General features: G+C 52.6%; 21 protein-coding genes and 1 other annotated feature. All 21 genes read right to left on the bottom strand.

The window, feature by feature from the left end; translation table 11 throughout:
- Positions 1 to 485: 485 nt before the first annotated feature.
- Complete coding sequence (locus PK629_01990; protein ID HOP10242.1) at positions 486 to 1,775, bottom strand: aminotransferase class I/II-fold pyridoxal phosphate-dependent enzyme; 1,290 nt, start codon at positions 1,773 to 1,775, stop codon at positions 486 to 488.
- Positions 1,776 to 1,807: 32 nt separating this feature from the next.
- Complete coding sequence (gene asnS / locus PK629_01985; protein HOP10241.1) at positions 1,808 to 3,196, bottom strand: asparagine--tRNA ligase; 1,389 nt, start codon at positions 3,194 to 3,196, stop codon at positions 1,808 to 1,810.
- Positions 3,197 to 3,244: 48 nt separating this feature from the next.
- Positions 3,245 to 5,608 (bottom strand): phenylalanine--tRNA ligase subunit beta, encoded by a 2,364-nt coding sequence (gene pheT / locus PK629_01980; protein ID HOP10240.1) that lies wholly within the window; start codon positions 5,606 to 5,608, stop codon positions 3,245 to 3,247.
- Positions 5,609 to 5,700: 92 nt separating this feature from the next.
- A complete protein-coding gene (gene pheS, locus PK629_01975) occupies positions 5,701 to 6,729 on the bottom strand; it encodes a phenylalanine--tRNA ligase subunit alpha (protein HOP10239.1) in 1,029 nt (342 codons plus the stop codon).
- Positions 6,730 to 6,769: 40 nt separating this feature from the next.
- Positions 6,770 to 6,986 (bottom strand) — a binding site (T-box leader).
- Between the two features lie 46 nt (positions 6,987 to 7,032).
- A complete protein-coding gene (locus PK629_01970) occupies positions 7,033 to 8,676 on the bottom strand; it encodes an ABC transporter ATP-binding protein (GenBank protein ID HOP10238.1) in 1,644 nt (547 codons plus the stop codon).
- A complete protein-coding gene (locus tag PK629_01965; GenBank protein HOP10237.1) occupies positions 8,673 to 10,292 on the bottom strand; it encodes an ABC transporter ATP-binding protein in 1,620 nt (539 codons plus the stop codon). Before PK629_01965 ends, PK629_01970 begins: the two co-directional genes overlap by 4 nt.
- 233 nt (positions 10,293 to 10,525) lie before the next feature.
- Complete coding sequence (locus tag PK629_01960; protein ID HOP10236.1) at positions 10,526 to 11,236, bottom strand: SGNH/GDSL hydrolase family protein; 711 nt, start codon at positions 11,234 to 11,236, stop codon at positions 10,526 to 10,528.
- A 34-nt stretch (positions 11,237 to 11,270) separates the two neighbouring features.
- Positions 11,271 to 13,586 (bottom strand): ATP-dependent Clp protease ATP-binding subunit, encoded by a 2,316-nt coding sequence (locus PK629_01955; protein ID HOP10235.1) that lies wholly within the window; start codon positions 13,584 to 13,586, stop codon positions 11,271 to 11,273.
- A 15-nt stretch (positions 13,587 to 13,601) separates the two neighbouring features.
- Positions 13,602 to 14,174, bottom strand: coding sequence for a CDP-alcohol phosphatidyltransferase family protein (locus PK629_01950; protein ID HOP10234.1), 573 nt, complete (start codon positions 14,172 to 14,174; stop codon positions 13,602 to 13,604).
- A 14-nt stretch (positions 14,175 to 14,188) separates the two neighbouring features.
- Positions 14,189 to 15,547 carry a CvpA family protein gene (locus tag PK629_01945; protein HOP10233.1) on the bottom strand — a complete coding sequence of 453 codons (1,359 nt, stop codon included), beginning with the start codon at positions 15,545 to 15,547 and terminating at the stop codon, positions 14,189 to 14,191.
- A gap of 108 nt (positions 15,548 to 15,655) precedes the next feature.
- Positions 15,656 to 16,816: a DUF5711 family protein gene (locus PK629_01940; protein ID HOP10232.1), complete on the bottom strand. Its 1,161-nt coding sequence runs from the start codon at positions 16,814 to 16,816 to the stop codon at positions 15,656 to 15,658.
- The gene (gene truA, locus PK629_01935; GenBank protein HOP10231.1) at positions 16,803 to 17,582 is read right to left on the bottom strand and encodes a tRNA pseudouridine(38-40) synthase TruA; all 780 of its coding nucleotides are present in this window, start codon (positions 17,580 to 17,582) and stop codon (positions 16,803 to 16,805) included. The genes PK629_01940 and truA overlap by 14 nt, the downstream gene beginning before the upstream one ends.
- A 2-nt stretch (positions 17,583 to 17,584) precedes the next feature.
- Positions 17,585 to 18,403 carry an energy-coupling factor transporter transmembrane component T gene (locus tag PK629_01930; protein ID HOP10230.1) on the bottom strand — a complete coding sequence of 273 codons (819 nt, stop codon included), beginning with the start codon at positions 18,401 to 18,403 and terminating at the stop codon, positions 17,585 to 17,587.
- Positions 18,396 to 19,259: an energy-coupling factor transporter ATPase gene (locus PK629_01925; protein ID HOP10229.1), complete on the bottom strand. Its 864-nt coding sequence runs from the start codon at positions 19,257 to 19,259 to the stop codon at positions 18,396 to 18,398. Before PK629_01925 ends, PK629_01930 begins: the two co-directional genes overlap by 8 nt.
- Positions 19,250 to 20,092 (bottom strand): energy-coupling factor transporter ATPase, encoded by an 843-nt coding sequence (locus PK629_01920; protein HOP10228.1) that lies wholly within the window; start codon positions 20,090 to 20,092, stop codon positions 19,250 to 19,252. The genes PK629_01925 and PK629_01920 overlap by 10 nt, the downstream gene beginning before the upstream one ends.
- The gene (locus PK629_01915; GenBank protein ID HOP10227.1) at positions 20,089 to 20,955 is read right to left on the bottom strand and encodes a class I SAM-dependent methyltransferase; all 867 of its coding nucleotides are present in this window, start codon (positions 20,953 to 20,955) and stop codon (positions 20,089 to 20,091) included. The genes PK629_01920 and PK629_01915 overlap by 4 nt, the downstream gene beginning before the upstream one ends.
- Positions 20,952 to 21,995, bottom strand: coding sequence for a Holliday junction branch migration DNA helicase RuvB (ruvB, locus tag PK629_01910; GenBank protein HOP10226.1), 1,044 nt, complete (start codon positions 21,993 to 21,995; stop codon positions 20,952 to 20,954). The genes PK629_01915 and ruvB overlap by 4 nt, the downstream gene beginning before the upstream one ends.
- A 3-nt stretch (positions 21,996 to 21,998) precedes the next feature.
- Positions 21,999 to 22,598, bottom strand: coding sequence for a Holliday junction branch migration protein RuvA (ruvA, locus tag PK629_01905; protein ID HOP10225.1), 600 nt, complete (start codon positions 22,596 to 22,598; stop codon positions 21,999 to 22,001).
- 19 nt (positions 22,599 to 22,617) lie between these two features.
- A complete protein-coding gene (gene ruvC / locus PK629_01900; GenBank protein HOP10224.1) occupies positions 22,618 to 23,121 on the bottom strand; it encodes a crossover junction endodeoxyribonuclease RuvC in 504 nt (167 codons plus the stop codon).
- On the bottom strand, positions 23,118 to 24,821 hold the full coding sequence (locus PK629_01895; protein ID HOP10223.1) for a M3 family oligoendopeptidase: 1,704 nt from the start codon (positions 24,819 to 24,821) through the stop codon (positions 23,118 to 23,120). Before PK629_01895 ends, ruvC begins: the two co-directional genes overlap by 4 nt.
- 424 nt (positions 24,822 to 25,245) lie before the next feature.
- Complete coding sequence (locus PK629_01890) at positions 25,246 to 26,538, bottom strand: class II aldolase/adducin family protein (GenBank protein HOP10222.1); 1,293 nt, start codon at positions 26,536 to 26,538, stop codon at positions 25,246 to 25,248.
- Positions 26,539 to 26,740: the final 202 nt, after the last annotated feature.

The raw sequence follows: 26,740 nt of genomic DNA, 5'->3' as shown, positions 1-26,740 counted from the left end.
ACTTCAATTGTGAGTATTATTTATAGATCCGGTTACTATGTTCCCACGTCGTCGATGCCCGCTTCCTCTGTACCCTGGTGGATGACCGGGCCTTATTCCTCGAAAGAAACCTCGACAAGCGTCTTATCTTCAGCTCCGGAATCGATAGAAATCGTTGAAAAATCCTCTGTACAATCCGCCTCAAAAGCTTAAGTACGGTGTCTGTATCCTCGCAATCTTCCGTTATCTCAGTGATCTCTCCCAAAATCGATTCCGTGATACCCTCTGTTGAAAATCTCACGGCTTCCAATGCTGTTGCAGAGTCGAGTTCAACCGGACGGAACCTGCTTTCATACTGGTGGACTCCGGTGATCGCCGTCATGTTGATTTTCGGTACGGTTTTAATTTTTCGTAAAAAGCCGAATCAAGAGTAATCCTCATTAGTTCATAAACAACCACGGCGAACGGGTTCTCCCGTTCGCCGTGGTTGTTTATTTAACCGTATTTTATTTTTCCTGCTGAAGCAGCTTTTCGACCGCCGCGAGTTTGACGGAAGCGCAGAAAACATCCATCGCTTCGGCCAATTGCTCAATGTGCGGGAAACTCGGGGAAATCCTGATGTTTGAATCGTTGGGATCCATCCCGTACGGGAAAGTCGCGCCTGCCGGAGTCAAAATCAATCCCGCGTCTTTACAAAGCGTCACCGTGCGCTTGGCACAGCCGGGTAAAAGATCCACGCTGATGAAAAAGCCGCCTTTCGGTTCGGTCCACTCGGCGACACCGGTCGCACTCAAACCCTCTTTAAGCTTGGCGCAGACCGTCTCAAACTTCGGAACAAGCAATGTCATATATTTTTCCATGTGTGCCGCAACGCCGTTTACATCTTTAAAATAACGCGCATGCCGCAGCTGGTTGAGTTTATCATGGCCGATCGTCTGATAGGAGAGCAATTTTTTATAAAACGCCAAATTCTCTTCACCCGAAGCGATCGCCGAGACGCCGCCGCCCGCAAAGCTGACCTTACTGGTCGAAGTGAATATATAAACCATGCTGCCGCTGCCGCGTTTTTGTGCTTCAGTCAGCAGATTTGTGGCCTTTACCTTTGTCGCACCGGCAAACGTGTGCATCACATAAGCGTTGTCGCAGTAAATTCTGAAATCGCGCGATGCGGGTTTTAAAGCCGCCAGCCGCTCAATGACCTTGTGCGAATACACCGTTCCGGTCGGATTGGAATAGACCGGCACACACCAGATACCCTTGATATCCGGATCGTCGGAGACCAACTGCTCGACCAGATCCATGTCTGGCCCATCCTCGTGCATCGGAATGTTGATCATTTCAAATCCGAACTTGTCGGTAATTGCAAAATGGCGGTCATATCCCGGCACCGGGCACAGCCACTTGCGATTTTGGCATTCATACAGCGGCACGCCGCCGGCAAACACGCCGAAAATCATCGCCCGTGCCAAGGTATCGTACATCAAATTTAAGCTCGAATTGCCGTAGACGATCAGGTTTTCTGCCGGAACGCTTAAAATCTCGGAAAACAGCCGTTTGGCCTCCGGGATTCCGTCGAGTCCGCCGTAGTTGCGCGCATCCATGCCGTCCTCGGACTGCAGATTGGAGTCCGGCCCCAACACCGAGAGAATCGGATTGGAAAGCGAGAGCATCTCGGGTGCGGGTTTGCCGCGCGAGATGTCCAATTTAAGCCCTTTTACCTTGTAGTCGTTATAGATGCCCTGCAAAAGGGCTTTTTGAATCAATAACTGCTCACGGGAGAGTTTCGTATAATTCATATCGTCACCATCGATTCCAAATTAAAATCAAATTACCCAAGGGTCTTGGGGGTGCGCGGGAACAACAGCACGTCGCGGATGTTGCCGACGCAGGTCAGATACAACAGCAGGCGTTCGAGTCCCAGACCGAAACCGGCGTGTTTGGTACCGCCGTAACGGCGCAGGTCGAGATACCAGCCGTAGTCGTTTTTATCGAGCCCGCACTCAGCCATGCGGCTTTCGAGAACGTCAATGCGCTCTTCTCTCTGGCTGCCGCCGATGATTTCGCCGACGCCCGGCACCAATAAATCCATCGCGGCGACCGTCTTGCCGTCATCGTTGAGGCGCATATAGAATGCCTTGATTTCCTTGGGATAGTTAATCAAAAACACCGGCGCTTTGAAATAGGTCTCGGTCAGCCAGCGTTCATGTTCTTTCTGAAGATCACAGCCCCAATAGACAGGATATTCAAATTCAACCCCGCTGTTGCAAAGCAGATCGATGGCCTCGGTGTATTCGCAGACCTTGAAATCGGCGTTGACCAGTGCATTCAGACGGTCGAGCAGCCCGTTATCATAGTGTTCGTTGAAAAACGCCAGTTCATCCGGGCATTGTTCCATCGTATACTTGACCACGGAAACCAACATATCTTTGGCCAGCTGCATATCGTCGGACAGATCGGCAAATGCGATTTCCGGCTCGATCATCCAAAACTCCGACGCGTGGATCGGGGTGTTGGAATTCTCGGCGCGGAAGGTCGGCCCGAAGTTATAGACCTTGCCGTAACAAAGCGCAAACGCCTCGGCTTCAAGCTGCCCCGAAACCGTCATCGAAGCGGGTTTTCCGAAAAAGTCCTTGGAAAAATCGACCTCGCCGGATTCTGTCAGCGGCGGATCCTTTGCGTCCAATGTGGTCACGCGGAACATCTCCCCGGCGCCTTCGCAGTCGCTTCCGGTGATGATCGGCGAATGGGTATAGATAAATCCGTTTTCGGTGAAAAACTTGTGGATGGCGTAGCTCACGACCGAGCGCAGCCGATAGACCGCGCCGAGGGTGTTCGTGCGCGGACGCAGATGCGGCATTGTGCGCAGAAACTCCAGCGAATGGCGTTTTTTCTGCAGCGGATAATCCGGCGAGGAGGTTCCCTCCACCGCGATATTCGTCGCTTTCAGCTCAAAGGGCTGTTTGCTGTCCGGGGTCGCGACCAAAACGCCTTCGACGACCAAAGCGCACCCGTTGTTTTGACGGGTCACCTCGGCATAGCCGGGCAACTTCTCTTCGGCCACGACCTGTAAATTTCGAAAGCAGCTCCCGTCGTTGAGTTCGACGAACGAGATGCCCTTGGACGCGCGCAGGGTTTTTGCCCAGCCGCATACCGTGAGATTCTTTCCGATGAATTGGTCAGGTGTAGCAAAGAGTTTGGCGATTTCGACGCGTTTCATAAAAATTCACTGCCCTTTCTAAAAGGTATGGGCAGTATTTTACCACATTCAGGCCTTTAATGCAATCCCTTTTGCGGCCAAATCCGCAATAACTGCCTGGGTATGCGCGTCGATTTCTTCGCGAGAGAGGGTCTTTTCCATCGAAGCGTAACTCAGGCGAACGGTGATGCTCTTTGTCTCACCCTCATAAAGGTCGATTACCTTGACACCGGTCAGAGTTGCGCAGGGGTTTTTCGCAAGCACCTGCTCGATCTGCGCATATTTGAATCCGCCGCCGATCACAAAGGTCAGGTCGACGTCGATGCCCGGAAACTTGGACGGTTCGGCGTATTTTAAAATCTGTGCAGGAACCGACGAGAAAATGTCCATATCGATTTCGGCGAATACGACCGCCGCGGTTTTATCCAGTTTTTCGTTCACAGTCGGATGGATCGCCGAGACAAAACCGATCTGTTTTCCGCCGAGGGTGATTGACGCGGTGTTGCGCGGGTGCTGCCAGTCATGCTTAGGCGCAACATTGGCAAAGACCGGTTTTTGGCGTTTCAATTCGCCGCACAGGTCGCCGACCATTGCAAGCAGTTCATAAAACAGCGCTTTTTCGGTTCCCTCGCGGTCATACAAAGCAATGCCCAACGTTCTGCGCTCATTGCAGTAGCCGTTTTCCTTGGTGCCGTCAAATGTGCGTCCGAGTTCAAAAACGCCGAATTTCGGGGTATAGTTGCGGTTTTCATTGACAAAGCACAGCAGCGACGGCGTCATCGCATTGCGCAGCGTGCCGAGTTCCGGCGTCGGGATGTTGAGAATGCGGACGTTTTCCTCAACCGGAATCCCGAGTTTTTTATACTTCTTCCCGTCACACCAGATATATGAATGCACCTCATGCAGCAGATATTTATCGACGAGCAGTGTTTTGGTATTGTTTTCATCGGTCTTTTCAACGGTTTTGGCCACCGGATGCAGCGCGCTCTTGGTCGTGACGGCATTAAAGTTGTCATAGCCGTAGATGCGCGTGATTTCCTCGATGATGTCAGCCGCAATGGTCACGTCCTTGGTCGCACGCCAACTCGGGACATTCACCTTGAAGTTGTTGTCGAAATACTCCGCCTTGAAGCCCAGTGCGCGCAAAGTGGTCAGAATCTGATTGTTTGAAATCTCGATGCCGGTGTAGCGGTCGACGTAGTGTTTATCAAATGTGATCGCAATCGACGGATATTTTTTAACATAGCGGTCAGTGAATTTTGAAATCACTTTCACACCCGGGTCGGTGTCGGCGAGCAGCTTCAAAAGCCGACCGAGCGCAAGCATGGTCAGTTCGGGGTCGAGGGTCTTCTCGTAGCGCATGCTCGAATCGGTCCGCAGCCCCAGCCGCTGGGACGATTTGCGGGTGCTGACCGCGTCGAAATTGGCGGATTCCAGCAGCAGCGAATTTGTGTCGTCGGTGATCTCGGAATCCAGACCGCCCATGACGCCGGCGACCGCGACGGGCTGCCCGTTCGAGCAGATCATCAGGGTGTTTTCGTCGATGTCGCGTTCGATGCCGTCGAGGGTCTTGAACTTGAACGGCGTATCGAAATTTTTCACCTGAACGTTGTTAACCTTTTTCAGATTAAACGCGTGCATCGGCTGGCTGAGTTCGAGCATGACATAGTTGGTCAGGTCGGCTAACAAATTGATAGCCCGCAGCCCGCAGTAAAACAGCCGGATGCGCATGTTGACCGGACTGACCCTGACGCCGATATTCTCAACCTTGACCGAAGAATACCGGTAGCATAAGTCCTTATTGGCAATCTCGACCGGAACTTCGGGCAGGTTTTCATACGGCGTGCCGTCCACGATTTCGGGCTTTTTCAGTTCCCTGCCGGTCAGCGCGGCGAATTCGCGTGCGATGCCGTAATGGCCCCAGAGGTCGGGACGGTTGGTCAGGGATTTATTATCCACTTCGAAAATGATATCGTCCATCTCGTAAATGGCTTTAATATCGGTGCCGAGTGCGCAGTCCTCGAAAATTTCCATCAGACCGGAATGGTCGGCGGAGATGCCGAGTTCGAATTCGGAGCAGCACATACCCTCGGACGGATAACCCGCGATGGTCGCGGTGCCGATCGGGTTGCCGCAGACGCTGCCGCCCGCACAGGCGAACGCCACTTTCATACCCTCGCGGACATTCGGTGCGCCGCAGACACAGTCGACAACTTTATCGCCGCGGTCCACTTTTAAAAGATGCAGCTTTTTGGAGTTAGGGTGCGCCTCGACCGACAGCACCTTGCCGACGACGACGTTTTTGGTGTCGGCGCCTTTTACATAGATGTCCTCAACTTCTGCGGTCGAGAGGGTGAAACGGTGGATGAGCTGTTCGATGTCCAGCCCGTCGAGATTGACAAAATCCCGAATCCAATTCATTGATACCAACATATATTGATCTATCCCTTCATTACTCCAACATATTAATAAATACACCTGAATGATTATATCGGAACGGTCAAGACCGTTCCCTACAGTGTGGTTTATTTCTGCGCGAACTGCGACAGTGCTTTCAGGTTTCCGCTGTTCAAAATCCGGATGTCCTTGATGCCGTAGCGCATCATCGCAAGCCGTGTCAAGCCGAGTCCGAAAGCAAATCCGGTATATTTCTCACTGTCGATCCCGCCGTATTTCAAGACGTTCGGGTGAATCATGCCGCAGGGGCAGAGTTCGACCCAGCCGCTGTTTTTGCAGGTCGGGCAGCCGGTTCCGCCGCAGATCAGGCAGTTGATGTCAAGTTCAAACCCCGGTTCGACGAACGGGAAGAATCCCGGACGCAGCCGCACTTTGACGTCGCGCTTGAAAACCTCGGACAGCATCGTCTTCATAAAGTAGATGAGGTTCGAGATCGAGATGTCGGTGTCGATCATGATGCCTTCCATCTGGAAAAAGGTGTTTTCATGGCTGGCGTCGGTGGCCTCGTTGCGGAAGCACCGGCTCGGGAACACCGCGCGCAGCGGTGCGCCGTATTTGCGCATAATCGTGTTCTGAGCGGCTGAAGTGTGGGTCTTTAAAAGCTGCCCGTTCGAGAGATAAAACGTGTCCTGCATATCGCGTGCGGGATGATGTTTCGGGATATTGAGCGCCTCGAAGCAGTTGTAGTCGTCGGTGACTTCGGCATAGTCCTCAATCGTGAAGCCCATACTCGCAAAAATCTCCTCGACCTCTTTTTGAATCAATGCGATCGGGTGATACGACCCAAGCTCGGCCTGTGCCGGCAGGGTCACGTCGTATTGCTCCGCATTGTCGATCAGTAGTTGCTGTTCAGCTGCGGCGACGTCAACCTGCGCCTTTTCAATGTCGGCTTCGGCCTGTTTTTTCAGCGCGTTGATGCTCTGGCCGAGTTCGCGCTTGGCATCGCCTTTTACGTCCTTGAGATTTTTTAAAAGCTCCGTGATCTGGCCTTTTTTGCCTAAAAACTCCACGCGGATCTGCTCGACTTCCGCCGAATTTTTAGCCGCTTCCAGCCGCTTTTTCAGCTGTTCGGATACTTGTTTGATATTTGCTTCCATCTGATTCACCCCTATAAAATATAAAAGCGCGCTCATCCCAAAATAGGACGAAGCGCGCTCCGCGGTACCACCTAAATTCCCCGAAAATTCGGGGCTCTCATTCCCGGTAACGGCGGAAAGCCGTCGCATCTTACTATCATTTCAGATGCACTGCTCGGGAGTGAACTTCGCCGGTTATATTCGCGAGCGCCTTTCAGCCGCCGAGCGCTCTCTCTGTCGCGTTTTTCACCGGGTACTCTCTCCGTCTGCGCATTTACACCGTTATTATATCATCAAAACGCAAAAAGTCAACAAAAATCCGAATCACATCCTGTATATGGTGTCGGCAAATCGTTCTGCCCCCGGTTTATGGGTGATAAACACCACCGCGTGATCTTTCGACAGCGCTTTGACCGTCTCTAAGATATGCGCCTCGGTTTCTACGTCGAGCGCGGAGGTGATCTCGTCGAGCAGTAGAATCGGCGCGGTTTTGACCAACGCCCTCGCGATGGCGATACGCTGTTTTTGACCGCCCGAGAGATTCCCGCCGTCATCCGTGAGATGGGTCTCATATCCCGATGGCATTCGGGTGATAAAATCATCCGCCCCGGCTGAAATTGCCGCTTTGACCGCATCTTCCGGCGTCGCGTCCGGGTTGCCGAACAGGATGTTTTCCAAGACGCTGCTGCGAAACAATATCGGCTCCTGCGGCACATAAGCGGTTTTTCGCCGAATGGACTCTGTTGAATTTGGATCCGTTCCCGAAAAGATGAGTTCGCCCTTTTGCGGCGAATACAACCCCAATATCAATTTCATCACTGTGCTTTTGCCCGAACCGCTCTCCCCTTTTAAGACCGTCAGTTGGTTTGCGCCGACCGTCATATTAAAATCTTCCAGAACCGGTTTGTCCGTATAAGAAAACGACACCGACTCCAAAGTCACGGGCGCGTGATCGGGCATGAACGAGACATGCGGCAGGGTTTCCTCTTCCGTGGGGGCTTCCAAAAGCGTAAACACCCGCCTGATGCCCGCGACACAGTTCTGCGTCCCCGCCATAAACTCGCCGAATTCCACAAACAACATATCCGTGGTGATTTTCAGTCCCATCAGCGCGACAACCGTCCCCCAGTCGGACCACTTGAAATACACAAACACCGCACCCGCAACCAAAATGGCGATATACGACAGCGCGTTGATTGCCGTCACGGCAACTTTCATGCGGGACGTGATTGCGCCGTTTTCGATCTTCGTCTCTGCTTCTTTCGCCGTGCTGCCCGCGATTTTTTTGGTGAAATGCGATTGGAGTTTTAACAGCCGGATTGACTTGGCTCCTTTGACTAATTCATATGCATCCGAAGCGGAAGCCGCAAGGTTCTTTTGAAGCATCTCGCCGTTTTCCTCCAGCTTTTTATTGAAACGAGAAGCGATTAAAACGGAGAGTGTTCCGAGTACAAACACCACCGTTCCAAACCGCCAGTCCAGCGAGAACATAATCACAACCCCCGCGAGGCCGCCGAGTGAGGTTCGGCAAATTTGAAAGAAATACCAGTCGTATAAATGCGATAGGCTACTAATATCATTGGTCAGTGCGGACAACAATTCCCCTTTGGGCCGTTTGTCCAATTCGACCATCGGCATTCGGATCATTTGCTCAAACAAATCTGTTTTCAAGCGCTGAACCGTTCTTTTCGAAGCTGCCGCGCAGTTGTAACTCGCAATCGGTGCCCAAATCCACCACAGCAAGGAAGCCGAGAGTATCAACAGCACATTTCTCCCGAATATCCCCCAATCCGTGCCACCGAGTGCATCAATCGCCCCGCGAATCCCGGTTGTGTAGAGAATGCTGCCCACAATTTCGACCGCGCAGAAAACAAGGGTACAGACCAAAAATAAAATTTCCTGTCTGCCCATGAGTTTCAACGCGTTCTTTATAATCGGCAGATTGTATTTGCTCTTTATTTTATTCACAGAGTTTCACCTCCGCACATATCAAGGTCAAGCACAACGTCCGCCATCTCGATCAAAGACGCCCTGTGCGCACTGACGAGAATCAGACGGCGTTTACGTTCCCGTTCCAGCGTATCAAGGATGACCCGCTCGGTATCGGCATCCAGCGCAGAAGTCGGTTCGTCGAGCAGCCAAACAGGCGCATCTGAAAGTAATGTCCTCGCCAATGATACCCGCTGCCGCTGACCGCCTGAGAGTTCGCAGCCCCCGTCGCCGACCGAAAGACCGCCGTCTAAGCAATCAATTCCCGCGCCTTTCACAGCCGCCGTAACTTCGTCCTCCGAAGCCCCCTGCCTGCCAAGCAGAACGTTTTGAAAAACCGTATCGGAAAACAAAAAGCTGTTTTGCGACAAAACCCCAATTTCGCCGCTCACCTCGATTGTGCCTTGATCGGGTGTCAGCAACCCCGAGATCAAATCCAACAGCGTCGTTTTCCCGCTTCCGGACTTTCCTTTTACAGCGATAAAGCCGACGCCCTTGTGAGAAAACGAAAGATCGGAAATGACGTTTTTATCCGGTTCATAACCAAAAGACAATTGTTTCATAACAAGCGCGGGTTCGCCGTTGAGCTTTGATTTTATGCGTACTGCCTGCGCACGGGGGAGCGATTCAAGGCGCTTGATTCGATTGATCGACGCAACCGAACGATTCAAGCTGTTCAGCATAAACGGGAAATACACCGACGGCCCGACAATGAAATTGAGCAAATCGAAGATTGCGATGAACGCCCCGAGTGTCATTTCGCCGCGCATGACCAACGCGCCTGCAAACAAAAAGTATAAGATGCGCGGAACACTGGACGTCGATGCGCAGGCGGGTTGTAAAAACGCATCCGGAAGCGCGATTGCCATCTCAGTATCCAATACCATATTGCAGCTTTGCGAGACCTTTTGCCGCAATTGTTTTTCCATCAAAAACGACTTAATCACGGGAATCTGCAATAACGCCTGTTCCGTTACGGACAAGGCCTGCCCGGCTCTGTCGGCACGAACCGGATAAAGTTTTTGCATTTTTTTATTGAGATTCAACGTGAAAAACATCCCGATCGGTGTATAGGCGAATGTCACCGCAAACAGCAGCGGGTTGATGAACAGCAGATATCCCACCGCCGCGAGCAGCATGACCGCCTGCGAAAACAACCCGATTAAATCGCCGCCCAAAAAGTCCGAGACATTTTTGGTGTCGCTGTTGACGGTCGAAAAGGTGTCTCCGGCCTGCAAAACGGTGATTTCTTTATAATCGGCGTCAAGCAGCGCCGCAGCCACATTCCGTTTCATATCCCGTGAAGCGCCTGCGGAAAGTTTCGATATGCTGACGCCGCTGATTCTCGTAACGGCGTAATTCACCGCAATAATCAACAGGAGTAAAACGGCATTTTGAATAACGGCATTTAATTTTCCCGCCTGTGTGCTGTCGATCAGCCATTGGGTCACTTTTGCGTTCAAAATCCCCACGGCAGCCGAGACAAAAGCCAATCCGGAGGCAACAAAATACAGCTTCCGGTGCGGTTTGATCAATGACGCTATGTACTGGATTGCGTGAATATAGAAGTGTTCCTTGTTTTTATTTTTAGGCATAAAAATACCTTCCTTTCTGCAATCGGACAAAACGTTTCAAAAGAAACGCTTGCCTGACACCTCGGAATACACAATATGGCCCTGCTTTTACACAGGACGGAACGGACGTTCAGCCCGCTATCTTGCGCGTATTCTGTTGGTGCCGCAGCGGAAGGTATTGAACATTTTAGCAGATTCTCCCTTAATGGATTGAGAGAATTATATTACATGATGGGTAAATTTGCAAGCCCCGTTTACGCAAACGCGCTTGCGGGGGCGGTGGCCAAAGCCGACTCGATGGCGTTGGAAATCAGGCGGTGACCCTCCTCGTTGGGATGGATGCCGTCCTCGCACAGCAGCCGTTCGTAATTCTTCTCCAGCAAAAAGACACTGCGAATATCGATGAACAGCACGTCCAGTTTTTTGGCGAGGTTGGCGACCTGAAGATTGTACATCTCGTGCCAGCGGTAGATGTATTCCTCACTGCCGCCCAGCCATTTCAGGATATTTTCTTTGCTGACACCGCGGCTGATCCAAGAAAAGTACTTTTTGGCGTCCAGCGGGGGCAGCGACAGCACCACCGGCTTGCTGCCGAGGGCCTTGACTGTTTCGATGATGTTCGTATACCCCGCGATGAACCGATCCATCGGGGTATTGGGCAGGTGTTCGTCATCCGGTGCCTCTGCGATCTTTTTCCACTCAAAGTCGGAATCGTTGCCGCCGATTTCAAGCACGCAGAATTCGGTTTTTGCGATCTTCTCGGCGTTCTTTTCGACAATTCGTTCCGCAGCCTCGACCGTACAGCCGAATTTGGCAAAGTTTTCGACCTCAATGCCCGTCTCTGCACCGATGATGTTGGCAAAACAGTTCTTTAAAAAGACATATTTCCCGCGCACCGCGTCGAAAATCACGCCTCGGGCGACCGAGTCGCCCACCAAAGAGACCTTTTTCAGAATTTGATTCATATACAAAAACCTCCCCTCGGAAAGTCAAATTGAGTTATTCACATAAAACGGTGATCTCGTCGTTTTCAACGTCTAATTTGATAAACACCGGCATATGCGCGCTCTCGTGCATCACCGCGTCGCCGATCTTATCTTCGACCTGCTTGCGGAGATTTTTACGCAGTTCACGCGCACCGAATTTGCTGTTTGCCGATATGCGCGCCAGTTTCTCGCTGACCGCTTTCGTCCACTCAAACTCGGTGCCCTGTGCCGCAAGGCCCTTTTTAATGTCGGACAGCATCAGATCGGCGATCTTGACCAATGTCTCTTCGGACAACGGTGAGAATACAATCACCTCATCCACACGGCCCAAAAATTCGGGTCGCAGGAATTCGGAAAGCGCTTTCTGCACCTTTTCGGCCGCCAGCTGATTCGTTGTCTTGGCAAATCCCATGCCGCTTCCCATCGTATCGGAACCTGCGTTGGTCGTCATGACGATGACGGTATTGGAGAAATCGACGTTTCGCCCCTGCGCGTCGGTGATTCGGCCGTCGTCGAGAATTTGCAAAAGGATGTGCATGATGTCAGGGTGCGCTTTTTCGATCTCGTCGAACAGCACGACACTGTAGGGCTTTCTGCGTACTTTTTCGGTCAGCTGCCCGGCTTCGTCGTAGCCGACATAGCCCGGAGGCGAGCCGACCAGACGCGAGACCGCGTGCTTTTCCATATACTCCGACATATCAATGCGGATCATGTTATCGGGTGTGTCGAACAGCGCCGCCGACAGCACCTTGACCAGTTCGGTCTTGCCGACGCCGGTCGGACCCGCGAAGATGAAGGAGACCGGACGATTTTTCTCATACAGGCGGATGCGGCCTCTGCGCATGGCTCTGGACAATGCCTCGACGGCCTCGTCCTGTCCGATGACCCGTTCTTTCAGACGGGCTTCCAAGCCGGAGAGTTTTTGAATATCGCTCTCTTCGATTTTCCCCGCATCAATGCCGGTCCAAAGTTCGATAACTTTTGTCAGGTCGGCAAGCGTCACCTTAGCTTGTTCGGCCTGTGTCTTTAAGCCGTCTACCGTCGCCGTTGTCTGCAGTAACTGTGACTGCAGGCGCGCCGTCTTTTCGTAACGTGTCATGTCCTCTTGGGTTTCGCCCTCGGCCGGCTGCTCGTTTTTCAATTCGGCCAATTGTTTTTCAAGGTCAGCCTGCTGCTTGACAGCGGCGCGGTATTGCTGCAGAACGGGGTCGCGCAGAGATGCGCAAGCGGCGGCCTCATCGAGCAAATCGATGGCCTTGTCCGGCAGAAACCGGTCGTTGATATAGCGCTCAGACAGTTCGACGGCGGTGCGGATCAGGGATTCGTCCACCGTGACGCCGTGGTATTTTTCGTAATAACCTTTCAGTCCCGACAGCACATGCACCGTCTCGTCGACCGACGGCTCGTCGATCACGACCGGCTGGAAACGGCGTTCGAGCGCCGCGTCTTTTTCGATGTGCTTGCGGTATTCCTTGAATGTAGTTGCCCCGATCACTTGAATCTCGCCGCGCGACAGTGCCGGCTTCATCAGGTTTGCGGCGTTCATCGCGCCGTCGGCGGTGTCGCCCGCGCCCGCGAGATTATGCACCTCGTCAATGAAGAGGATGATGTTGCCGTCGGCTTTGACCTCGTCGAGCAGTGCTTTTACCCGCGCCTCAAATTGGCCGCGGAACTGCGTTCCGGCCACCAAAGCGGTCAGATCAAGCAAATACACGTCTTTTTCTTTCAGCACAAAAGGCACATCGCCTTCGACGATGCGCTGCGCAAGCCCCTCGACAATCGCAGTCTTGCCCACGCCGGGTTCGCCGATCAAACAGGGATTGTTCTTCGTACGGCGGGACAAAATCTGAATCATACGCCCGATTTCACGGTCGCGACCGATAATATTATCGAAGCCGCCGTCTTTGGCCTGCTTGGTAAAATTCGTGCAGTAAGTATTCAAGAACTTGCGTTTGGCAGCCGGATCCTGTGGTGCGGCTTTGGGCTGACCTTTTGCAGCACCGGTTTTGGGGTCGGGTTGTTTGCCCGGCTCCAAGCCCTTGTTATTGTTCATCATTCCGCGTAAAAAAGCGGGGAATGTCGCAGAACCGCCGGCGGAGGCGCCGTCCGCCGACTCCTCTTCCTGCGGACCCATCATTTCGCCCAGCTGCTCCGACATCTCCTCGAGATCGTCGTCGGAAATTCCCATTTTGTTGATAATATCGTTGACCTGCGGGATGCCGAGTTCTTTGGCGCAAACCAAACAAAGCCCCTCGTTGGTCTTTTTCTCGCCCTCGATTTTACTGATAAAAACGACGGCGGGTCTCTTCTTACATCTGCTGCAAAGCATGGATTAATCCTTTCATCAATAGGTTTCTTCCGCTATTTCCTTCAAGTCTCTGCCGGTCAGCGAGGATTTTGCGAATACGCCGACCAATACCTCCGCATAGCCCCACATCGAGAAGGCCAGCATCGCCAGCAGCAGAGCGGATATTGCAAGTATCGCGGTTTTCGGCAGCCCCGGGAAGAAAGTGAACGCCGCCACCGCGCAATATATCAAAAACGTCGTGACCTTGCCCCACCATTTGGAGGTCACCACGAAGCCCTTTTTCAAAACACCGTATCCCACCGCCAGCATCAGCAGCTCTTTATAGACGATAAAGCAAAACAGCGGCAGAAGATATTTGAATTTAAAATACAGACAGACAAATACGGCCACCTGTGTCAGCTTGTCGGCCAGCGGATCCAACACCTTGCCCAGTTCGCTGATCTGATTATACTTGCGAGCGATTGCTCCGTCAAACAAATCGGTCAGGCCGGAGACGACCAATACGATGCCCGCAATCAACGCACCGCTTTTATAGTCCGAAAAATAGAGCCACGCATAGATCGGGATTAAAACCATTCTGAATAGAGACAGTATGTTTGGTATGGTCAATGCAGGTTCCCCTTTCAGCCCGCGCTGGATAATGTGCCGGACTCCAAGCTGTCTTCGCTGAAATCAAAGTCCTCTTCGCTGAAGTCGAAATCCTCTTCGCTAAAATCGAAATCGTCCTCATTGAAAGAATCGTCTTCGTTGCCGGAATCCCCGACTGTGACGGCGTCGTCGCTGCTGCCGTCACCGTAAATCAGCTTTGTAGCAGTGCGGCAGGCCAACGAATTGTCGATCGCACGGACATAATTGTCGTTTGTGATAAGCGGCGAGACGCTGACCACACCGACGACAAGCACCGCCGAGACAATCAATCCTCCCGCAATACCGAGTATCCCGCCCAGCAGCTTGTTGATACCGCTGACAACCGGTATCTTATCTATTATACCGCTTAACAGCTTTGCAAACAACATCAAAATTAACCGTACCAATAAAAACAATATCACAAACACCAGGCAGCTGACCAACTTAACTGCGATTTTTCGCGCGGCCTGTTTGGCAGTCGCAAGAATGTCCTGCGTGAACCCATCCATCGTCTCTGTAATGATGTCGGTCGCAGAGGTGACTTCGGTTGTGGTTACAGACGATATTTTAGACGACGTCTTTGAGGAGGTTGTTGAGGCTTTTGAGGTTGTGGAAGTGCTGCTCTTTGAACCGGATGAGGAAGACGTCGATTTTGATGAGGATTTTGAGGATGCTTTAGACGAGGCGGCTTTTGCCGCTACAGCGGCAGCCGAAGCTGCTTCCGCGTTCTTTTTCTGAACGTTTAAAATCGGATTTTTCACATCGATTTTCATCTCCAGCATACTGAGGGCAGCAGGGATTTTGGTACTGCTGCTCACACCCGCAGCTGCGAGAATCGGTGTGACGTCAATCTTTGTGCCGTACTTTTTATTATACGCACTCACGCAGGACGAAATCGTTTTATTGGCACATACCGATGAACACAGGAAATTGACCAACTTCTGCATCTCACTCGCATCCATACTTGCCACAAGATCCGGATCAAGGTTTGAGATCATCCCCTCGATATTGTTCAGTTTCGAAATATCAATCGACGAAGCGACAACTCTGGGGGCGATAAACAAATTTGTTCCGCCCAAAAACAGCATCCGGCTGGTCTCGGAACCGGCTTCAACAGAAGTTGCGGTTTCGAGTTCCTCCTCTGTGCCAAGATCAAAGCCCAATGCTGCCGACAATTTCTCCTCGAGATAATTGTCATATACCTTTTCGGAAATCGGTGCCGCAAACGTATATGCAATGATAAATGCCAGTACCAGACTGACAAGTCCGACCAGCGTTTTGACAAATCCGCGTTTGAACCCGATGATCACACTGATAATCACGATCAGTACAATGACAAGGTCTACAACTGACATTTTCTCACCTCTCTATGGAAAATCACAGATAAATTGTACCGGCGCGGTGAGTTTCTCAACTTCTCCCGTATATAGCATTTTATACCATGGTACGTAATTTTGCAAGTGTCAAGCGACGTTCATATCCGACAATAAAATGCGTGAAATCTTGTCTTTCCCGACTAAAACGACAAATTTATCGCCCAAAGCAGTACTGTATGTATCCAGGGAACATTCTGCCGTTCCGGCGCTCTTCCCACTCTCATCCAACAGTAAAACCTGTCCGCCGGCCAGATAAACCGCTTTTCCGTCCCGAACCGACAGTCCCTTGGCCTGTCCCGAAATCTGTGCCGACCACAATTCTCCCTGTTCACCGCAAACTTTAAGCGTACAGCCGATGCCCTCCGAATCGTCGAGCAACAGTCCGACGGTACCGTCGTTTGAAGTCGCATAAGCGGCAAGGCCATCGAAGTCAACCCGCCAGGAAAGCTCATATTTGGTGTTATAACGAACGGCGGCACGATCAAAGACGATTACCAGGTCGCCGTCTTCGCAGTATTGCATATCTAATGCGAGCAGTCCGGCAAAAGTCTGGGTGTACACCGGATCCTGCAGGCCGGTATCATAGACGGATAATTGACTGCAAAGCTGCCCGTCGATTGTCTCAAGAACAATCACCGCGCAATATTTTGCGGAGCTGTTCAGAGCAATCCGCGTCAGGTTCGGCGTTTGAAAAAACTGTGAAAACAACTCCGTGTGGGTATTCGAATAAATCGTCAGTTTGGACGAGTACTCACTGGGTGCGGTCAAAAGCGCATAACTGCCGTTTTTGGCGACCGCCATGCGCAGAATTTGTTCGGCGTTTTCGTATTCAAACACCCTGCCCTCGGTGTTGAAATATTGGAACTTCGTACCGCCCTTTTCATAGACCAGCGCAGCTTTGTCGCCGATAACCGCGGTCGTCGAGGCCAGCGCGTATTGATAATAGGTCGTACTGTCGGAGCGCAGCAAATAACAGCCCGAGTCAGCTGCAAGAATACCGCCGCTGCCGAATCCGGAGATACCTGCAACCTCTTTACCTGCGATATCTACAGGATACTCCGTTACCACACCCGCGCCGCTCTTAGCCGCCTGAACGCGCTGCAAAATCGCCACCGGTGAAAGCCACTCCCAGTTGCAGGCGATAAAGACAATCACCAAAGCGGTGACAAACAAGATCAGCCAGCGTTTCGCCCTGATCTTTCTGCGTTTTTTACTGTCGCGTACCTGTCTACCCTCATTCTCCGCCATGGTCTCCGGCTCCTTTTTCATGCGAAATCGTATCATAAAAAACTCTGTCTAAATAAAGCCCGTGCGGCGGGAGCGTCTTGCCCGCGCGTTCCCGGTCGCCCGAGGCGATAATATCGGGAATCGAATCGGCTTCGAGTTTGCCCGCCGAGACATACAGCAACGTGCCCGCCATGATTCGCACCATATTATATAAAAACCCGTTTCCGGCCACGTAATACCGTACGATGTCGCCGTCGCGAACCACGTCGGAGCGAAAAATCGTGCGGTCGCTGGTCACATTCTGCGCACCCGAGGCGCAAAAGGCCGAAAAATCATGGTGTCCGAGGAAATGTTTTGCCGCCTTATCCATCAGTTTATCGTCCATCGGATATTCGTAGTGCAGCGCGTAGCGGTCTAAAAACGGATTGCGGCTGACGGTGTTGCTGAACTGGTAGATATACTGCTTCGCCACCGCCGAAAACTGTGCCGAAAAATCGAGAGCGACCTCTTTAACCTCGAGCACCGCGATATCGTCGGGCAGCGTGATGTGCAATGCACGAAACAGCCCATTTTCGGGGATATTGCTCTCAGTCTTGAAGTTATACACATAATTGTTGGCATGTACGCCCGAATCGGTTCTGCCGCAGCCGGTCACTTTATGACGGGTCTTCAGTATCTTTTTTAATGAGTCCTGTACCGCCTGTTGAACCGTATAACTGTTTTTCTGAATCTGCCAGCCGCCGTAATTACCGCCGTCAAAGGCGATGGTGACTTTAAAATTTTTCATGCTCATCTCGTTATGATCGGCGGCAGAATCGCATTCAGCCAGATCACGCCCGTAGTGACCGCCGCCGTAATCAACACGGCAAAACCGTCGCGCGGGGCGGCTTTCATCTGCTTTAAACGCGTACGGCCTTTTCCTCCGGTATAGCAGCGGCACTCCATCGCGAGCGCAAGTTCGTCGGCCCGTTTGAACGCCGAGACAAACAGCGGCACCAAAATCGGAATCAATGCTTTCGCCCGTTTGAGCGGACCGCCGCTCTCCAAGTCTGCACCGCGCGCTTTTTGGGCGTTCATAATCTTTTCGGTCTCATCGATCAAAGTCGGAATAAAGCGTAAAGCAATCGTCATCATCATGGCGATGTCGTGCACCGGTACCTTGATCCACGAAAGCGGCTTCATCAACCGTTCGAGCGCATCGGTCAGTACAATCGGAGAAGTCGTAAACGTGAGCAAAGAACCGCCCAGCAGCATAAAGATGATGCGCAAAGCCATCATCGCACTGAGCAAAAGCCCCTCTTTGGTGATTTTCAACACCCAAAACTGCCACAAGATCTGCCCGTCGACATAAAACATATTTAAAATTACCGTAAAGAGAATGAACGGCAGCAGCGGCTTAAAACTGCGGATCAGCATTTTTGCCGGAATGCGCGAAGCCGCCGAAGCGCCGACCAGCAACACCGCCACCAATCCGATCGAAGCGAAATTTTTCGACACGAAAACCAATACCGTGAAAGCGATAATCAATACGGTTTTAAAGCGCGCGTCGAGTTTGTGGATGAACGACTGCCCGGGGACGAATTGGCCGAGGGTGATATCTCTAAGCACGGCAATCACCACCGATCAAGCGCAAAACCTCGTCGCGGGCAGCATCAAGCGTATAGGCGGAACAATCCGCGTCATAGCCCATCTCGCGCAGTTTTAACAGCACTTTTGTGATTTCGGGGATGTCGAGGCCGGTGTCGCGCAGTAAATCGGCGCGGGCAAACACGGCTTTGGTGCTGTCGTGTAAAAGCACTTTGCCCTTTTCGAGCACCAGCACCTTTTCGCAGTATTTTGCGATCTCCTCCATCGAATGGCTGACTAACACCACCGTCGAACCGGTCTGTTCGCGGTAGTTTTTGATTTGTCCGAGAATCTTTTCTCTGCCGCCGGGGTCGAGACCGGCCGCGGGTTCGTCCAAAATCAACACTTTCGGCTCCATCGCGATCACGCCGGCAATCGCCGCGCGGCGTTTTTGACCGCCGGATAACTCAAACGGCGAGCGCTCGAGCAGTTCTTCCCGCAGGCCGCAGAACTGCGCCGCTCTGCGCACTCTCCGGTCGATTTCGTCGGGTTTGAGCCCCATATTTTTCGGGCCGAACGCGATGTCTTTATAGACGGTTTCCTCAAACAGCTGATATTCGGGATATTGAAAGACCATGCCGACCGAAAACCGCAGTTCGTGCAGGTTGTAGCCCTTGGCCTGGATGTTTTCGCCGTTAAAATCGATCTCGCCGCTTGTCGGCTTCAAAAGGCCGTTCAACATCTGCATCAGCGTCGATTTTCCGCTGCCGGTGTGTCCGATCACGCCCAGAAACTCGCCTTTTTCCACGTCAAAGCTGACCCCGTCGAGTGCCGTTTGCGCAAACGGCGTCCCGGGGCTGTAGACATGCCTGAGGTCTTTGACGCTGATTATCGGCATTTTTGGCCTCCAATGAGGGATGCGATTTCCTCGGCGCATTCGGTCGCATTCAATACCGTTTTTTGAATCGGCAGGCCGGACTTTTTCAGTTCTTCCGCGAGCTTTGCCGACGGCGGGATATCGAGACCCAGCCCGCGCAAAAATTCGACTTCGGCAAACAGCGTTCTCGGCGGACAGTCGCGCACCAAAACGCCTCTGTCCATCACCAAAACCCGGTTGGCTTTGGCGGCTTCATCCATATAATGCGTCACGAACACCACCGTGATGCCCGAGGCATTGAGACGCTTAATCGTCGTCATAACCTCTTTACGGCCTTTCGGGTCAAGCATAGCGGTCGGCTCGTCGAGAATCAAAATTTTCGGCTGCATCGCCAAAATTCCCGCGATGGCCACCCGCTGTTTCTGACCTCCGGAGAGCTTATAAGGTGGCCTGTCGGCGAATTCGCGCATGCCGACTTCGTCAAGCGCGGTATCCACCCGCTTGCGGATTTCAGGAGGCGGCACGCCGAGGTTTTCAGGCGCAAAAGCGGTATCTTCCTCGACGCTTGTCGCCACGATCTGATTGTCGGGGTTTTGAAACACCATACCCGCATTTTTGCGGATGTCGTTGGTCAGCGCCTCGTCGGCGGTGTCCATGCCGAACACAGTCACTTTACCGCATGCGGGAATTAAAATAGCATTAATGAGTTTTGCAAGCGTCGACTTGCCGCTGCCGTTGTGTCCCAAAACCGCGACAAATTCCCCCTCGCAGATGGTCAGCGAGAGGTCGCGGATTACCGGTTCGTTCGGGTCATATTCAAAATCGACGTGGTCAAATACAATTGCTTCGTTCATTTTGCCGTCCAAATTGCCGTGCCCCCGCAGGGCAGAATCAATCCCGCACTCTGCACGGGCAGTCCGATCTCGTCGGCGGAAACGTTCCCGCCGCGCTTTTTCTCAATCTCCACACCGAGCAGATAGGCCACCGCGGATGGGGCAAGCCCGGTCGTATAGGAGTTTATCATAACAAATTCCGCGTCGTCTGCCAAGAGGTTTGCGCAAGCGGCGACAAATTCATGAATTTTCGACTCCAACTGCCAGACCTCGCCGTTCGGACCGCGTCCGTAGGACGGCGGGTCCATGATGATGCCCCGATATTTGTTTCCGCGCCGGATTTCACGTTCAATAAACTTGAAACAATCGTCTACAAGCCAGCGGCATTTGGCGTTTGCAAGCCCCGAAATTTCGGCGTTTTCCCTGCCCCAGGCCACCATGCCTTTGGACGCGTCGACATGCACAACTTCCGCACCCTCGGCTAGGCACGCCAGCGTCGCTCCGCCGGTGTAGGCGAATAAATTCAATACCGGAAACGGCTTGTCCGCTTTGGCGATGATCTTTCGGGTCAAATCCCAGTTGACCGCCTGTTCGGGGAAAACCCCCGTATGCTTAAAGCCCATCGGCTTGAGATTGAATTTTAAGTCCTTATAGCGCATCTGCCACACGTCGGGAACTTTTTGGCGCATCTCCCACGCGCCGCCGCCGGTATTGGAGCGCACGTAGCGCGCCGCCGCCGTTTTCCAGCGCGGATCGGTTTTCGGCGTGTTCCAAAGCACCTGCGGATCGGGGCGAATTAAAATAACCCCGTTCCAGTCCTCGAGGCGTTCACCACCCGACGCGTCGAGCAGTTTGTATTCGGTGTGTCCGTTTGCAACTCTCATAATAACGTTTGTTGGCCGGGCATTTGAATGCCGAGATGGCGGCATGCCGACGGTGTGATGCATCTGCCGCGCGGGGTGCGCGACAAAAATCCGATCTGCATCAGGTACGGTTCGTAGACGTCTTCAAGCGTGATCGCTTCTTCGCCGACCGCCGCTGCCAGCGTCTCCAACCCGACCGGGCCGCCGCCGTAGGAGGTGACGATCATCTTTAACATTCTGCGGTCGATGGCATCGAGGCCGAGTTCGTCGATCTCAAGCCGTGAAAGCGCCATGTCCGCGAGTTTTTTGTCGATCACACCCTCACCCGCCACTTCCGCAAAATCGCGCAGGCGCTTTAACAGGCGGTTTGCGATACGCGGCGTACCCCTGCTTCTTCCGGCGATCTCAACGGCTCCGCTGCGGTCGCAGGGAATGCCCAAAATCCCGGCGCTGCGGGTGACGATTGCGCAGAGTTCGTCTTTCGTGTAGAGTTCAAGGCGCAGGTTGATGCCGAAACGGTCGCGCAGCGGCGAAGTCAGCTGACCCGCCCGGGTCGTCGCGCCGATCAATGTGAATTTTTGCAGATCGACCCGGATAGAACGCGCCGCCGGTCCTTTGCCGATGATGATATCAAGCCCGTAGTCCTCCATTGCGGGGTATAAAACCTCCTCGACGCTGCGGGACAGACGGTGGATCTCGTCTATAAACAGCACGTCGCCCGCCGCAAGATTGGTCAGCAGTGCCGCCAGATCGCCGGGCCGCTCAATCGCGGGACCCGAGGTCACGCGGATGTTGACCCCTAATTCGTTGGCGATAATGCAGGCCAGTGTCGTCTTGCCGAGACCCGGAGGGCCGTATAACAAGCAGTGATCAAGCGGTTCACCGCGCTTGCGGGCGGCCTCGATAAAGACCGCGAGGTTTTCTTTTGCGGTGGTCTGGCCGATGTATTCCAAAAGCGACTTGGGGCGCAATTTGTTGTCGTTGTCGACTTCCTCGCCTTGACTCACCGGACTGACGAACCGGTCTTCATATTCACTTTCAAAATGGTCATTGAAGGGCATGGATTAATACCTCCCGGAGAGTTCTTTCAGGCCGTGCCGGATCATGTCCTCAACCGACATCGACCGATCGAGTTTAGCCACGGCCGCCGCTGCGTCGGTTCTGCCGTAACCGAGCGACACCAACGCCGCGATGGCTTCTTCCATGGCGTTTCCTGTCTCGGCGGTGATGGCCTCAATCAAATCCGCGTTTCCGCCGCCGACCCCGCCGACCTTGTCTTTGAGTTCCAATACGATGCGTTGGGCGGCTTTCGGGCCGATGCCCTGCGCTTTCTGCAGACGTTTGTAATCGCCCGCCGCGACGCACAGTGCGAACTTATCACTGTCGAGTTCGGATAAAACCGCCAGAGCCGATTTAGCCCCGACGCCCGAAACACCGATCAGCAGTTTGAAGCAGTCCAGTTCTGCCTGATCGGCAAAGCCGTACAATTCCAACGCGTCTTCTTTTACACACAAATAGGTAAACAAAAAGGCGTTTTCATCGATCTTGGGCAGCTTTTTAGCGGTACTGAGAGAACAATGGCATAAAAACCCCACGCCGCCGCAGTCGATGACAGCGCTTGCAGTGTCTTTATGAATCAGGGTTCCGTTGAGGCTGTAAAACATCTGTTTTGACCCCCAGTAGTTACTTATGGTTGCGATAAATGGCGGCGATGGCAGACCCGGACGAATGGGCGTGACAGACGGCCAGTGCCAGCGCATCGGCAGCGTCGTCGGGCTTTGCGACTTTCTCCATCCCGAGGATCACCCGCGTCATCTCCATGACCTGCGCTTTTTCGGCTTTTCCGTAGCCGGTGACCGACGATTTGACTTGTAACGGCGTATATTCAAACAGCGGCGTTCCGCTTTTTTGAAGCGCCAGTAAAACAATGCCTCTGGCCTGCGCCACGGCGATTCCTGTCTTGGAATTGTTGGTAAAAAAGAGCTCCTCGACAGCGGCGCAGTCGGGCTGATATTTTTCGATCAGCGCCGTTAGTTCGTCGTAGATCATCTCCAGCCGACGCGGCATTGGAATACCCGGCTGCGTCAGGACCGCACCGTAGCCGACCAAGCAAAATTTCGGATTGCAGTAGTCCACGATACCGGTGCCGACGGTCGCATAGCCCGGATCGATGCCCAAAATTCTCATTTTGCGTATTGCTGTTCGGCCTTATCGATTTCGGTCATCACCGTTTCGACGATTTTCTGAACCGTGCCTTCCTCAAAGGGATTGGAAAGTCCGGCCAGTTTCAACAGTTCGAAATAGCCCTTGCTGCCGCCGGCTTTGCACAAATTGAGATAGCCCTCCCAGGCGGCTTTGCGGTCAACAAGCATCTTTTGATAAAACTCAAACGCGCCCATCGCAGCCAGCGAATAGTCGATATAATAAAACGGATAGAGGAAGATGTGCTGCTTCTGCATCCAGAAACCGCCCTCTTCGAGGAAATCAAACCCGTCGTAATCGCGCCACGGCAGATACTTTTGCTCGAGTTCGTGCCAGATTTTACGGCGGCTCCCGGCATCGGTCTTTTCGGCTTCGAAGACCTTATGCTGGAATTCGTCGACGCAGACGATGTACGGAATTACCAATAACGCCTGTGTGAGATGGGCAAACCGGTATTTGTCGGCGTTCTCGCCGAAGAAGCTCTCCATCCACGGATAAGTGAAGTGCTCCATCGACATCGAGTGAATCTCGTTAATCTCGCTCGTCGAGATGTAGTAAGCCGGAATCGGCTGGCGGCGCGAGGCGAGATATCCCTCGAATGCGTGTCCGGCCTCGTGGGTCAGCACGTCGACGTCCGCCGAGGTACCGTTGAAATTCGAGAAGATGAAAGGCGCTTTATATTTCGAAAGCGACGTGCAGTAACCGCCCAAGTGCTTACCGGGCCGGGTTTCGAGGTCAAACAGCTCATATTCGGCCATAAAGTCGAAGAACTCTCCGCTCTCGGGACTGAGTTCGCGGTACATCTGCTGTGCTTTTCCGACCAGTTCCTTGACACTGCCGACCGGGTTCGGGTTGCCGTCGGGGAAGAAAAAGGTCTCGTCGTAATATTTCAGTTTGTCCACGCCGATGCGTTCCGCTTGCTTTTTGCGCAGTTGTTCGCAGGCCGGTACGAGGTATTTAACCACCTGCTCACGGAATTTTGCCACGTCGTCGCGGGTATAGTCCACCCGGTGCTTGCCGAGATAGGCCATCTCGATATAGTCGTTCAGCTTAAGCTTTTTGGCCATCTTTTTGCGCAGTTTCACCAGTTTATCGTAAATCTTGTCCAATTTCGGAGCGGTTTCTTTGTATAAATTGCCCCAGGCCAAAAACGCCTCTCTGCGCTCTTCTCGGTCTGCTGCCTCCATGTGCTTTAAAAGTCCGTAGAAATTGCATTTTTCACCGCGAAAATCGACGCTGCACGCCGCCGCGGTCTTTTTATAGTCGTCGCATAAAAAATTCTCGCGCATCATGTTCAGCATGATCTTTTTGTCCGCGAGTTTCAAATCGATCTCGGGAATGGCGAACATATGCGCGCCGAATTCTTTTTCGAAATCCGCGCGGAATTTCGTGCCGACCAGCGCGGTCAGCATCTTTTTCTCCAGCGGAATCAACGTAGGCGCGGCCCGGTTGAGAAATTTCATCTCACCGTCATAAAATTCGTCGGCCATGTTCATCGTGTTGCGCACACTGGCGATGACGAACATCGTGGACAATTCGGCGTCGAGTTCGCCGATTTTCATATAGGCGGATTTTGCGGCTTCGTAATCGGCAGCCGCTTTAAAATCTTTCAGTAACGCGGCATAGTTTTTCTTGGTCTCCTTGATCGAAGGACGCTTGTATTCCAGCTCGCTGAACTTTTGCATCGACGCCACTCGCCTTTCCGAATATATTTTAATAATTATACCATATTTCACCCGTTATGTAAAGGCGGACAGTGTCCGCTCACATACGCGTTAAAGCTTCTGCAATTCCATAATTTGATAGCGCGCGCTTCCTACCTCGGTTATATTTCGTGTAGGGAACGGTCTTGACCGTTCCGGCGGGCAGTGCCCGCTGACAACAAACGCGCCGGTATGATGCCGGTTACAAACGCGAAGCGAAATCTGCTGATTTTCTAACTTCGTAGCCGCGTTGCCGTCCTCGCTGCTATTTGGCAACATCAATCGCTTGGACGATGTTATGAAAAATCACTGGTGTAGATAAATGTTCCCGGGGCGTTATTTCTAACGCCCCGGGAATCGGAACGGTCAAGACCGTTCCCTACAATTTGAACAATTCATTCTTAATTTAGTCATGCAGATGGAATGCCGTTTTGAGATCGTCGATCTCTTTTTCGGTGATATGGACGATTTTGCCGATCTCCTTGGAGCCGATGATTGAAGCCGCGGTGGCTTCGGCGACCTCAAGTCGGTCAAAGGCCTGCAGAAGCGTTCCGCCGGTCACAACAACACTGTCGTTTTGGAAAATCAATGCCGGTACGCGGTTGCTAAATTTCTTCGAGGCCTCTTCAGGCATGCCGAAAATGCTCTCATAAGGTTCCTTGGTAATCTCGCGCAGCAAAATGTAACTCTCGGGAATCGTACGCGGGTCGAATTTTGCGTCTGTCACGGCGAAAGCCATCACATGCATCGGATGAGCCAGCAGGACGGCGTTGATATCCGGGTTATTGTGATAGATCATTTCATGGAATCTGACCGCTCTGGACGGGATTTTTCCCTGCTCCTTCATGCCGTTCTTGATACGTACAAGGTCTTCTTCCTGCAGATATGCCCGGTCACGTCCGAACGGCGTGATAATGAACGAACCGTCCGAGAGCCGCACCGAATAGGTGCCGTGTGTGGCATTGAATAAGCCCTGTTGATAAGAGCGGTGAATCAGCGTAATCATATCCCGGCGCGCAGCTTGTTCCTCGGGGGAATGGCTGTGCGGAATAAAATCATCCATGACTCTGTGATAATCGGTATCGGTAATTGCGATATCCTCGGGTGTGAGCGACTGGGGCTTGCCGACCTTATTGGCCAAAATCTCAAGATTTGCACTGTATTCCAGCGTTTCGAATTTCATAAACGCCGCGAACAGATCCTCTGCGCCGATGCAGACGCCGTGATTTTCCAGCAGCACAATGTCAGTGCCGTCCACGAATTCTTTTGCGATGTTCTCGCCCAGTTCACTGCTGCCCGGCAGTGCGTATTTTGCCATTGCAATCCTACCGCAGGCCTTGCTGACTGACGGAATCAGATACATATCCGGCAATTTGCGTGCGATCGAAAAAGCGACCAGCGCCGGAGGATGTGCGTGCAGTACCGCGTTGAGGTCGGGACGTTTTTTATAAACGGATGTGTGAAAAGGCAGTTCGGACGACGGCTTATGAGGACCGATGCAGGTGCCGTCCGGTTTGACACAGATGATATCGGCACGGGTCAGTGTACCCTTGTCGATACCGGCGGGCGTGATCCAGATGTCGTTGTTTTCATCGCGAATCGACAGGTTGCCGCCCGAAGTCGTCGTCAGGCCGCGTTCATAAATGCGGCTCATGAACATCACAAGCTGATCCGCCGGATGCATATATTCAATCTTCATAAAAAAACACTCCTTTACCAAAAAGACAACCGGAAGATAAACTCTTCCTACTCTTTATTATACCGCTGAACCGCTCTTTTTACAATCGTAAGAAGTGACGAAATATCTCCCGTGACCATGTTGAAATATGGCTATTTTTTATTATCACACCCTTGAATTTTAACCGTTCGCGCTGAAAATTCGACCTCTCGTGAAGCATTTT

The organism is Oscillospiraceae bacterium (assembly GCA_035380125.1).
In the GTDB taxonomy this organism is placed as follows: domain Bacteria; phylum Bacillota; class Clostridia; order Oscillospirales; family JAKOTC01; genus DAOPZJ01.
The sequence above is the reverse complement of the archived record's forward strand: the minus strand, read 5'-3'. Positions and strand labels throughout refer to the sequence as shown.